The 11,992-nt window shown below is 40.6% G+C and carries 9 protein-coding genes, 1 tRNA gene and 1 pseudogene; 3 read left to right on the top strand and 8 right to left on the bottom strand.

Features of this window, described 5'->3' with window-relative positions:
• Positions 1 to 159 precede the first annotated feature (159 nt).
• Positions 160 to 304, bottom strand: a tRNA-Sec gene (locus ACUVXA_RS08755).
• A 155-nt stretch (positions 305 to 459) separates the two neighbouring features.
• On the opposite strand from ACUVXA_RS08755, the gene ACUVXA_RS08750 reads away from it, so the two are divergent.
• The gene (locus tag ACUVXA_RS08750) at positions 460 to 1,440 is read left to right on the top strand and encodes a methanogenesis marker 2 protein (protein ID WP_445870872.1); all 981 of its coding nucleotides are present in this window, start codon (positions 460 to 462) and stop codon (positions 1,438 to 1,440) included.
• Positions 1,441 to 1,522: 82 nt separating this feature from the next.
• A complete protein-coding gene (locus tag ACUVXA_RS08745; RefSeq protein WP_445870871.1) occupies positions 1,523 to 1,819 on the top strand; it encodes a hypothetical protein in 297 nt (98 codons plus the stop codon).
• A 14-nt stretch (positions 1,820 to 1,833) separates the two neighbouring features.
• Here the strand turns inward: ACUVXA_RS08745 and guaA are convergent, their stop codons facing one another.
• Positions 1,834 to 3,396, bottom strand: coding sequence for a glutamine-hydrolyzing GMP synthase (guaA, locus tag ACUVXA_RS08740; protein WP_445870870.1), 1,563 nt, complete (start codon positions 3,394 to 3,396; stop codon positions 1,834 to 1,836).
• A 160-nt stretch (positions 3,397 to 3,556) separates the two neighbouring features.
• On the opposite strand from guaA, the gene ACUVXA_RS08735 reads away from it, so the two are divergent.
• Positions 3,557 to 4,078, top strand: coding sequence for a nitroreductase family protein (locus tag ACUVXA_RS08735; protein ID WP_445870869.1), 522 nt, complete (start codon positions 3,557 to 3,559; stop codon positions 4,076 to 4,078).
• A 36-nt stretch (positions 4,079 to 4,114) separates the two neighbouring features.
• Here the strand turns inward: ACUVXA_RS08735 and ACUVXA_RS08730 are convergent, their stop codons facing one another.
• The 6 genes and pseudogenes from ACUVXA_RS08730 to ACUVXA_RS08705 form a co-directional block, all read right to left on the bottom strand.
• Positions 4,115 to 4,495, bottom strand: a complete 381-nt coding sequence (locus tag ACUVXA_RS08730) for a hypothetical protein (RefSeq protein ID WP_445870868.1) — start codon at positions 4,493 to 4,495, stop codon at positions 4,115 to 4,117.
• A 99-nt stretch (positions 4,496 to 4,594) separates the two neighbouring features.
• Positions 4,595 to 5,527, bottom strand: coding sequence for a CoB--CoM heterodisulfide reductase iron-sulfur subunit B family protein (locus tag ACUVXA_RS08725; protein WP_445870867.1), 933 nt, complete (start codon positions 5,525 to 5,527; stop codon positions 4,595 to 4,597).
• Positions 5,528 to 5,539: 12 nt separating this feature from the next.
• Positions 5,540 to 6,031: pseudogene (locus ACUVXA_RS08720) on the bottom strand (4Fe-4S dicluster domain-containing protein); the annotation flags it as partial.
• A gap of 659 nt (positions 6,032 to 6,690) precedes the next feature.
• A complete protein-coding gene (locus tag ACUVXA_RS08715) occupies positions 6,691 to 8,034 on the bottom strand; it encodes a 4Fe-4S binding protein (protein WP_445870866.1) in 1,344 nt (447 codons plus the stop codon).
• A 420-nt stretch (positions 8,035 to 8,454) separates the two neighbouring features.
• Entirely contained in the window at positions 8,455 to 9,207 is a 753-nt protein-coding gene (locus ACUVXA_RS08710; protein ID WP_445870865.1) for an enoyl-CoA hydratase/isomerase family protein, read from the bottom strand.
• Positions 9,208 to 9,359: 152 nt separating this feature from the next.
• Positions 9,360 to 11,726 (bottom strand): hydrogenase iron-sulfur subunit, encoded by a 2,367-nt coding sequence (locus tag ACUVXA_RS08705; RefSeq protein ID WP_445870864.1) that lies wholly within the window; start codon positions 11,724 to 11,726, stop codon positions 9,360 to 9,362.
• Positions 11,727 to 11,992: the final 266 nt, after the last annotated feature.

Genomic DNA, 11,992 nt, shown 5'->3' with positions numbered 1-11,992 from the left:
TAGCCATATATGGTATTATTTAGTATTAAATCTTCCTACTGTTGTAAACCCTTTACTAATTTAATATTTTTATTTTTCCATCCTCTTTTATCAGATTTAATTTAATATGCTAAAAAACCGCTTTTTAAAATTTCATTTTTATTCTTAAATTGGCTATGGCGGCGAACCGGGGGATTCTCGCACTCTTTTCATCGTTGAGTGTATCGAACCCCGAACCCGTCAGGGTTCCACGGATTTGAAGTCCGGGGCAAGGGAATGGGCGGTGCTTCAATTTTGAGCACCTCCACCCCTGCTACGGTTCGCCAACTTTTTTTATTGTATTAAACTAATGGTTTTGGGTTATTTTGTTTTTCGCTGTTTGGCTCTTAGGATTGACCGACATCTTATTATAGTCTGAGTTTTGGTTTTTTTGTGAATATTAAAGTTTTTTCGCGAAAGTAGTTTGTGGAGTGTGTTTTTTTGAGTCTTGAAAGCTTGGCTGAGTCTATTAGAAGCTTTGAGGGTGTTACTAGAAAGAAGCCTATTTTTGATATTACTCGCTCTCTGAGTCAGACTCTGGATTTTTCTAGGATTGGTGTGGTGCGGTCTTTTGGTGAGGATTCCGCGATTCTCGACTTTGGGGGTGAGGATTATCTTTTGGCTGCGACTGATGGAATCTGGCATAAGCTTTTGTTGGCTGCGCCAGAGTTTGCGGGATACTGTTCTGTTCTGGTTAATGTTAATGATGTGGTGGTTAAGGGTGGTGTGCCTTTGGCTCTGTTGGATATGTTGAGTATTGGAGACATGGATTTAGCCCAGAAAATTATGGCCGGTATAGTCTTGGGCTGTAAAAAATTTGGGGTTCCTGTGGTTGGGGGGCACCTTCATCCCTTCTCTCCTACTTATTCGCTTTCTGTAACCGTTTTGGGACGTGTGCCTAAGAATGCGGTTATTTATAGTGATACTGCAGAGCCGGGCGATGTCATTATTGCTGCCGTTGATCTTAAGGGCAAGGTTCATGAAGAATTTACTTTAGCTTGGGATTCTACCTCTTGGAAAAATCCAGAGTATGTGGAGGAGAAATGCGAGGCTATGAGGAACATTGCTAGGAAAAGGTTGGCTTCTGCTGCTAAGGATATTAGTAATCCTGGACTTGTGGGAACCCTGGGCATGCTTCTTGAGGCCAGCCAAGTGGGTGGTAGTGTTAATGTTCTGTCTATTCCCAAACCTGCGGATATGGATTTGAAACAATGGGTTAGAATGTATCCCGGATTCGGTGTGGTTATGACCTCCAAACCGAATAAGGCTTCAAAGTGTCTCGAAATATTTAGCGGGGTGGGGGTTTCAGCGGAAATAATAGGAGAGGTTGATGCTTCGAAAAGACTTTTTATCACAGATGAAAATGACACATTTGAAGTTTTTAATTTTGAAAAGGATAGATTATCTGGAAAAATTTGGTAAGCAAAAAGAAAAAGAAAAGAATACTGTTAAATACTTCGTTTAAATGGTTCAATTTAATGATTAACTATTGGGGAAATACGATATGTCGAAGAAGAAAGATAAAGTAACGCCGAAGAAGAAGGCTGAATTGACAGAGAAGAAAGCTGAATTGATGCCACGGAAGATAGCTGAATTAACATGCAGTATAGCTTCATGCGGAGAAAAGGTTAAACGTTCCTTCTCATCGAAAAGTGTGGAGGCTGCGGTGCAAAAAGCCGGTCTTCAAATAGAGGGGTCTCCCAAAAGGATTCATCTCTGTGATAAGCATTACAAAGCAATTAAAAAGGAGCTGAAAAAAGAGAGGAAGGCAGAGAGAATGAGACACGGTCTTCCCTTCTAAGTTCTACCTATTTTTTATTCCCACTCTACTGTTGAGGGAGGTTTGTTTGTGATATCGTAGACTACCCTATTTATTCCTCTAACCTCATTTACTATTCTAGAGGCAATTCTTTCTAGTATGTCCCAGTCAATTTTTGCAAAGTTAGCAGTCATGGCGTCCTCGCTCTCTACGGCTCTCACCGCTATAACGTTCTCATAGGTTCTTGCATCCCCCATCACCCCGACGCTCTTAACTGGCAGCAGAACCGCGAAAGATTGCCATATACTATTTTTAAAATCCGATTTTTGAATCTCCTCCTGTATAATGGCGTCAGCCTCGCGGAGAATGCTGAGCTTCTCTTCTGTTACTTCACCTATTATTCTGACAGCTAAGCTGGGACCTGGGAAGGGTTGTCTCCAAATCACATCATCACCCAGTCCCAGCATTTTGCCTACTTTTCTAACCTCATCTTTATAGAGGGATGCTAGGGGCTCAACTAGTTTCAGTGTCATGCCCTCAGGGAGGGTTACGTTGTGGTGGGATTTTATTTTTGCAGTTGTTTTACCTGTAGCTGCCGACTCCACTCTATCCGGGTAAATGGTTCCTTGACCCAGATACTCGAATTTCCCGTGGATTTTTTCAAGCTCCTTAGCTTTCTTTTCAAAAATTCTTATAAAAGTGTCAGCAATTACTCTTCTCTTCTTCTCAGGATCGGTCACGCCTTTAAGTCCCTTGAGAAATTTTTCTCCAGCGTCAACGAAATGGATATGTTCCAGATTGAGCTGTTTAAATCCGTTAATGACTTCCTGTGCTTCGTTTTTCCTCAACAATCCGTTATCTACAAATACACAATGGAGATTTTTTCCCACAGCCTTATGGAGAAGAATAGCCGCAACTGTAGAATCAACTCCCCCACTCACCGCCATTATGACCCTTGATGCGCCTACTTTTTTCCTGATATTATTTGTCGTTTCTTCTATCCAGTTTTTCATTCCCCAAGTTGCTTCACTTCCACATATTATTTTTAAGAAGTTTTCCAGAATTTTGTTACCCTTCTCCGTGTGGCGTACCTCTATATGGAACTGAACGCCATAGATCTTATCTGTCGAGTTTCGGTAGGCTGCGATCGGGCAATTATCCGTATGACCTATTTTCTCAAATCCCGGTGGGAGCTCTAATACTTGGTCACCATGGCTCATCCAAACTATCTCAGTGTCTTCCAGACCTTGGAAAATATCTTCCCTATTTTCAACGTGGAGAACAGTTTTTCCATACTCTCTCCTTTCTAGTCTTTTTACAGCTCCTCCAAGGATATAGGGTATCAATTGGTGGCCGTAGCATATCCCTAAAATAGGAATCTTTCTCTCTTTACACCATGAAAAGAATTCTTTAGAAACAAGAGGACTATTCTTCTCGTACACACTGTTAGGTCCCCCTGAAAAAACAATTCCCTTAACTCCACTAATTTTTTCTAACTCCTCCAGCGGAGTATCATAACTCTTTATCTCTGAGTAGACACCTAGTTCACGAATTCTCCTTGAAATGAGATGAGTATATTGACCACCGAAATCTAATACAATTATGGTTTCTTTTTCCAAGGGTGAGAGTCGCTCCCAAAATTTTCAAGTAACTACTTGATTCTGTTTTAGTCTTTAGTACGTGGCAGTATTTTTAATTCTAGCGGAGTATAGGGAGACATTTTTATTAGCTGAAAAATAAGTGAATTATGAGGATTAAAAATATGTGGAGAGATTTGTAATGGATGTTTTTGAATCCATAAAAACGAGGAGAAGTACCAGACGTTATAAGCCTGAGAATGTTTCTGAAGACCAGGTGGAAAAACTTCTAGAAGCGGCGATCATGGCTCCCTCGGGAGGAAACATGCAACCCTGGGACTTCATAATCATTAGGGATGAGAACCAAAAGAAAGCCTTAGCTCGAGCTGCACTGGGCCAGTCATTCATCGCAACGGCTCCTGTTGTTATTGTGGTGTGTGCCAATAAACCACGAACAGCTAGAAGATACGGGGATAGAGGTGCAGAGTTCTACAGTCTTCAGGACACCGCTGCAGCTACACAAAATATACTACTCGCTGCAACAGCGATGGGACTAGCGGGATGCTGGGTTGGAGCGTTTAACGATGATGCAGTGTCGAATGTTCTAGGGCTTCCAAAAAATATTAGGCCGGTTGTGATATTGCCTATTGGTGTTCCCGGAGAATCGCCTAGGATGCCCCCACGCATACCACTAAAGGAAATCCTACATTACGAAAAATGGTAAGTTTACTAGTGCTGATTTATAGGTTGAGGTAGGAACCTATTTTAACATTCCATACTCTCTTAGAAAATTTTTATCTGATAGTGAGAGATTGCTTCCCAAAAAGTTTGTTCCCTCCGCGGTGAGTTCGATTGTTACCTGTCTTTCCCCGGATGAGAATATTTTTGCAAATCCTCTCTCCTTTAATTTTTTTAATGAGGATAAAATCATTTGTTCGAACTGTGTTTCACTAAGTGCAGCATCTCCGTCGGGTTTCTGAAAGTCTGAGACCCGTCTCAAAGCTTTTTGAAGAGAAGTTAAGGAGCGTTTACCAGAATCTGAAGGATTCGAATAAAGCCATAAAAGTATTAACCAGCAAATTAAGGAAAGATCGGGATCGATATCTACTAATTTACGAGCGATAATATCGATGGTCGGCATCAAAACACCTAAGAAAATACCATTAAAAATTCACAATAAACTTTTTGGTTCATGGATCGGGTATGTTAATCTAGCATAATTTTTTTGGAGTAAACTATTTTATTGTGTTATTATGGATTCCTTTGGAGTTAATTTGTTAATAATATTGTCTACCGGTATTCTGTGCATTTCAAATCCGAGCTTTCTGGGTTCTGCACCCATTAGCAAAGCTAATAGTTGGGATAGGTGAATAACCGGAAGCGGATAGTCCAACATTTCAACATCCAGCAGGTTTCCCTGATACTTATCGAGCACATTTAGGCAGTAGGGACATATAACAACTATGGCTTCTGCCACAGCCTCAGATATGCTGTCCAGCTTTTTCTGGGTCACAGCGTAAGATATTGTTTTGTGCACCGTTTGTTGTATGCCACCAAAACCACAGCACAATATTTTTTCGGTATACTCTATAGGCTCTCCTTTCAATTTCAGAATCATCTCTTCTATGAAGGAAGGATTTTCTACACTATCCAAACCCTTCTCCCCATCAACATGCGAGTAATGGCAGCCATAATGCACCGCTAGTTTCGTATCTCCCAGAGTCATAGTAGTTTTTCTTACTATCTCCCCAATTTTCTTGTAAAAAAAGTCCGCAATATGAATCACTTCAACATTTTCAAACTTTCTACCAATTTTTTTAAGAATCTTATTAACTTTAACACTTATAGCGGGGTCCTCCATCAAAGCCTCAGCCATATGAAAAGAGGAATAACACCCGTTACAATCCGTAATTACAAAAGGAGTTTTTTTAGAAATTATACTGGTGTTTCTTCCCACCAAACTTGCGAGCACAGTATCCGCATTTAAAGAATAAAACTCGGGAGTTCCACAACAAGTCTGATCATCACTCACAACAAAATCTACACCCAACTTTTCAAACACAAACCTAGTAGCAGCCTCTATCCCCGGATAAACATTATTAATAAAACAGCCCCTAAAATAGAAAAATGGGCCACCATCCGGAATCCTCCCGAGTCTCTCAACATTAACCATTAAAAACACCCTTCAATAGTTCTCAGAACTCTCCTTCAACTCTTTCACCCTCTCCTCCAGCTTCTCCAACCCCTGTTTAAAACCAGTCTCCTCCAAAATAACCTTTAACTCCCCCAATGCTTCATCAGATACCTCATATTTCTCCGGAAGACCCATATCTAACCTAGCTTCAGCCAATTCCCTTTCCGCTTTTTTAGGATCCAATCTAGCATAATCTCGAGGGCTAATCGATAACCCACTTTCCAATAGATTCTTACCCACACCACTCAAGATTTCTATTAAATCCCAACCATAACCCCTCTCCAAAGCCATCTTTCTCAGCCGAGAAATAATATAAGGAATACCTATTTTCCAAGGACATTTATTTGTACAGAAGAAACACTGAAAACAGTACCATATTTCCTTACTGCCTAGTACCTTCTCCTCCTCTCCCAGAGCCACATCGTAAATAATTTTTCTGAAATTAAAACTAGAATTCTTCGAACTGGGGCAGTCTCCTACGCACTCTCCGCAGGCGAAAGCATTGTTCGATGTTTTTGCTGTTGAGTCCTGCTACTTTGTCGAAGAATTTCCAGTTCCAGTTTTCAGAGTGTGGTGTTTCACTCTTGGATGTTGTCGTAGCATCACCTCCGGTTTTTTTGTTAGTATGCTTCTATATTTTTTTATTTTTTCTTATGGCTTTGCTAAATAAATGATTTGTAATCTTTTCTTTTTTTTCAGGGTACGGTGATATTTCTCATTTATAAATTTTGCATTAAAATTATTCGTTTATCTTCCATTTTCAACATTTTCCTCTAAGGCTCAAACCACTAGTTCCCATTCAGCACTTAGGTTATGTTTATTAGTGAAGGTAATAAAATACGGAAGTTTCTTGGTAACTATAATGAAGGTTTGGAGATGGGTGAATATTGCTTGAAGATTACCATATCATACTTGATGCGAAGGATTTGAAGATTTTTTTAGCTTGATAAGTAAGAATATATAAGGAATATGGTTAAACCAGCTTACACGTAAAACTTTTTATTGCCATAAGAGGAAATAGTCACCTACACAGATTGAACACTGGAAGCGTTGTTCAATATTTTTGCTGTCGGGTCCTGCTACTTTGTCGAAGAATTTTCAACTCCATGTTTCTGAGGATGATACTATTTTCTCATTTGTTGTCACTGTGCTACCTCCAGCTCTTTCTTCACGTGTTCTATGACTTTCTCTGTTTTTCCCTTCTCTGTGAGCATTCTTGTCTTCTTTTCTTTTAGTAGTTCTCTTGCTTTTTTAATGCTTTTAGATAGCTTGCCCCTCATTTCCGCTGTTAGTTCCGGAATTTTATCCTCGATGACTGGGGTTTCCTCTTCCTCTTCGTGCTGGATTTTTACTATGCGTATTTTGGGCACTTCTTCGGCTTTGCCTACCAGTTTCAGAAATGCTTGCTCCCACATTCTACTCCAGGGGGTTTCATTGGGCTTGGTGTAGCGAACATCTTTGCGGACAACCTCTATGATATCCTTTGGGCAGGCTTTTTCACATGCTCCGCAGAAACCGCAAAAGTCTTGGTTAAATGCTATTTTTTCAAATTTTTCTTTTTCTTCAAGTGTTTCGGGAATGTACCAAACCTTGGAGGGACAGATGTTTATACATGCCTTACAGCCTACAGGATCACACTTTTCTGGACTGTGTAGGCGTATCTCTCCTTCAAAGGCTTTAGTCACACTTATAGCATCTCGGGGACAAGCCGCTTTGCACCATCCGCAAGTTAAGCATTTCTCTCTATCTACTTTAATGTCTCCAGACCACTCTAACTCTTTAATCTCTCTTTTAACATCTGTTTTGCATTTGACCTTGATGGCTTCATCAGGGCAAATTTTTTCGCATAGCCCGCAGTAGTCACACTCGTCTTCAACTACTCTAATATCATATCCTGGTGTTGGATTGTTGGGGGTTACATCTCTCCAGCTAATCTCTATGGCATTGCATAGTCTCTCACAGAGTCCGCAGTAGGTACACTTGTCTTTATCTATGGTGATTTCTCCCTCTATTTTTCCCGGCTCCTCCTCGTATATAACCAGATCCTCTTTTTTAGGAATTTTAAGTTCTGCGGTAATGGATTTATTAGGGCAGACGTGTTCGCAAAGCAGGCAAGGGACACATTTTTCTTTGTCTATTTCGATGTCTTTAACAAACTGAGGGTAGTCTGGATTTTCTTGGATATATTCATCATCCATTTTCAGTTTCATGGCTTTGGTTAGGCAAACCGCTGAACATAGTCCACAGTAGCTGCACTCGTTTTGATCAACCATCACCTTAGGGGCATCAATCTCCCCCATGGCTATCTCTGGTATCGGACCCATCTCTATACAGTCACAAGGACAAACCAGCTTACACAAACCACAGCCCGAGCATCGGGAAGAATCATAGTCCAGTGTTTTTTTCAGTTTTTCTGTGTTCCACTTGAAAATCAGTCTGTCGCCCTCAACATCCATTGTAATTTCTAATTCTACTTGTTCACTCAAAATTTATCATCCCTACTCTTTTAGAAAAATCCTCAATTATGATTGTGGGTTTAGTTGAGCGGCATATCGTTTACCTATTAGTTTATGGCCGGTTTGATGTACATAGTCTTGGTGTGGTTTTCGTATACTGTTTTTACCCTTTTTCAAGGGAACGGTATTTCCTCTCATTTATAAACTTTCCACTTAAAATATCCGCATCTCTGCACTTGGGTTTACAAATATATTATGTTTTAAGAATTTGGCTGTACTGTTCTTGTGGTAATTTTGGGTTTTTTTAAAGGATCTATTATCGTAGTGGTTGTCCTGATTTCTTGGTTAGGTTTTCATTCAGTGTTTTTATTTGTGGTTGTTTTGATGTATTGTCTTCTGCGTTTTCCATACTAATTCATATAAATTTTCTTCGTATTATTCTCGGAGATTTTATTTACCCTTAAATTTTGGTTCTCTTTTTTCAAAAAGCGCTCTAATACCCTCTTGGAAATCCTCACTCTCTAGTTGAGTTTTAATGTAAGTATTAAATTCTCTTCTGGCTCGTCTGGCAGTGGTATCCATTATTTTATAATGCCCATACTTGATTGATTTTAACGATAGTGGAGCATTCCTCTTCAATATATTAGCGAATCTGGTGGCTTCTTCTACTAGATTCTTTTTTGGAACAACTTTGTTCACTAAACCCACCTCATAGGCTCTTTGGGCGCTCATTGGTTCCCCTGTTAAATAAAATTCAAGCCCTACTTTGAATGGCATATAGGGCGTGTACTCAAGAACTGTCCCTACTATGCCCACCCTTGGTTCATAAAAAATAAATTCGGTGTCCTCAGCGGCAATTGTTATATCGGTACCATGTATTGCCACACCAAACCCGCTGCCGATAACTCGTCCATGTACCGCTCCCACAATTGGCTTAAATATTTCTGTACCATTCGCTGGAAATGCTAGGGCAAGGTACTCCAAAAGTCCTGTTTCAGTTAAATCTGCACCATAGCAGAAATCATCACCATTAGCTTTTAGAACAGCCACTCTAACTTCAGGATCTTCTTCGAATCTTTTCCAAGATTTACCTAATTCAATGCATAAATCTTTATTCAAACGGTTTTCACGTTCAGGGCGATTTAAAGTTATATATGCAATATTATCCTTTACTTCATAAAGAACTATATCATCTTTACTCATTTTTCCTTCCTCCTAACGAATATATTTTTACATAATTATATCAAGTAGTATTTAAATTTTAGTTAAAGTTACTTTCTTGATTAAAATTTTTTTATCTTTTAGAAAAATAATATTTAGAGAATTTGGAGATAAAATATTGGATGGGGGAAACCTCACATAGATTTTTCTAAAAGTTCTGAACCGATAGTGGGTAAACTACGTAGCTCCTCTGTGAATTCTTTTATCACATTGGCGAACTTTTTGCCCTCTGATGCTGAGGTGCTCTCTAGCCTTAGCCTTTTTGGATTAATTCCTATTGATTTGAGCATTTCCTTTAGAACATCTATTCTGCGCTGGGTTTTCAGGAACCCCGTCCGAAAGTGGCAGTCTTGGGGATAACATCCCATTATGAGTACACCATCCGCCCCTTTCTCAAAGGCTTCAAGCACAAACTGCGGGTTCACTCTTCCGCTGCACATGACCCAGATAGGTCTAACATTGGTGGGATATCTAACCTTGTTTAACCCTGCGGTGTCTGCAGCCTCGTATGCGCAATAATTACAGAGAAAAGCTATTATGAGCGGATACTCTTTTTTCTCCTCCAGGGTGGCGTCTATTTGACTCGTTATTTGTGCATCTGTGGATATTGGGATTTGTAGTGCTCCCGATGGGCACGCCGCTGCGCACGCTCCACATCCCTCACATCCCACCGCGCTGATGGTTACTCCCTCCTTGTCAACTGAGATTGCTCCTCGGTCACACGCGGTAGCGCATATGCCACATTTAAAGCATTCTTCAGGATCTAAAACCGGAACATAGGGTTCGATTTCCACCTCACCCTTTGAAAGCAAGCCGGCAACCTTTGCCGCCGCCGCTCCGGCTTGAGAGACACTATCTTGTATATCTTTGGGGCCCTGGGCGCATCCTACAACATAGATTCCCGGTATCTGGGTTTCAACCGGTCTTAGTTTAGGATGGCGTTCCAGAATAAAACCATCGCTGCTTAGGGGAACCAGAATATTTTCTAGAAGCTTTTCTTGATCATTCGGGGGGGATAAACCAACAGATAGAACAACTAGATCTGCTTCAACCTCTACTGGTTTTCCTCTTAAGGTGTCCTCTGCTCTGACAATGAGGTTCTTGGTTTTCGGCTTCTCGAGTATCTTGCTTACTCTACCTCTTATGAATCGGATTCTATACTCACTCATAGCTTCTTGGTAAGCCTCTTCAAACCCTTTACCAAAAGTTCTCATATCCTGATAAAACACATAGACTTCAGAATCTAGAACATGATCCTTAACTTCCTTGGCTTCTTTCACGGCGTAGGTGCAACAAACCCGAGAGCAATAGGATTTTCCAACACTTTCATCCCGGGAACCCACACACTGCACAAAGACTATTCTCTTAGGGATTGCGCCATCCGATGGTCTTACAACATCTCCCAAGGTGGGTCCAGAGGCACAAAACATTCTCTCCAGTTCTAAACTGGTGACTACATTATCAAATCTCCCATAACCATAATTGTCCTTGACTACGGGATCGAAGGGATCAAACCCAGTGGCAATAATTATTGCTCCGAATGTGTTCTCAATTATCTCCTCTTTCTGGTTTAGATCCACTGCCTCCCGGCTACAAACCGCTTCACAGCTTCGACAACCCACACAATGCTCTGGATCAATGGTATAAACAGTGGGTGTGGCCTGGGGAAAAGGCATGTATACCGCTTTTCTCATCCCTAATCCGCAATCAAACTCATTTGGGACCTCTATTGGACAAAAATCAGCGCAGATTCCGCAGCCGGTACATTCCTCCTCCTTTATGTATCTGGGCTTTTTTCTTATTCGTACTTTGAAATTGCCTATCCAACCAGATACGCTCTCAATTTCCGCGTATGTGATTAGTTTAATGTTGGGATGTCTGTTTGCTTCCACCATTAGGGGAGCTAGTATACATATGCTACAGTCATGATAGGGAAAAACCTTGTCTAGTTGTGCCATGTGTCCCCCGATACTGGGATTCTTTTCAACTAGGTAAACCTCGTTTCCCATTTCTGCCATATTAATGGAAGCGGTTATTCCCGCCACCCCTCCTCCTATCACCAGAACTCTTTTTTCTACGGGCACTGTGTGTTTTGGCTGTGGTTTCATGAGCCTGGCTCTTTCAATGGCCATTTTTATAAGGTCTTCCGCTTTACCCGTGGCCCTTTTATTAGCTCCTTTGTGTACCCATGAACACTGTTCTCTTATATTGGCAATTACTAATAAATACTTGTTTAGTCCGGCTTCCTCTAGGGTTTCGCGGAAGAGTTTTTCGTGTAGTTTGGGTGTGCAGGATGCGACAACCACCCTCTCGAGATGCTCTTCCTTTATTTTGTCAGTTATGATTTTAAGGCCGGGATCAGAACACATGTAGGTGTAAGCTTCAACGTAAACATTCGGCATTTTTTTAATGGATTCAACAAGATCGGGTATGTTAACTACTCCCGCAATGTTTGATCCGCAGTGGCATATGAATACTCCGACCTTGGGTTTTTCAGACATTACGTTTTACGCCTTCCTGGAAACTAAGGGGGCGGTGCTAGAAAAAGAAATTCGCAACCCTAACTCATTCTTCCAAAGAACGGTAATAACCCTCATTTATAAATTTTCCACCAAACTTATCCGCACAATCCTAGCAAAAAGTAAAAAATAGAAATTTTTCAAATTATTTTTAGCTCTAATAACTCTTAAAAATAAGTAAAAAATCAATTTCGCCATATGTTCAGACAAAGCTCCTGTTGTATAGTTTTTTGTTCTCTTCTATGATT

The sequence above is a fragment of the Candidatus Jordarchaeum sp. genome (assembly GCF_052745115.1).
The sequence above is the reverse complement of the archived record's forward strand: the minus strand, read 5'-3'. Positions and strand labels throughout refer to the sequence as shown.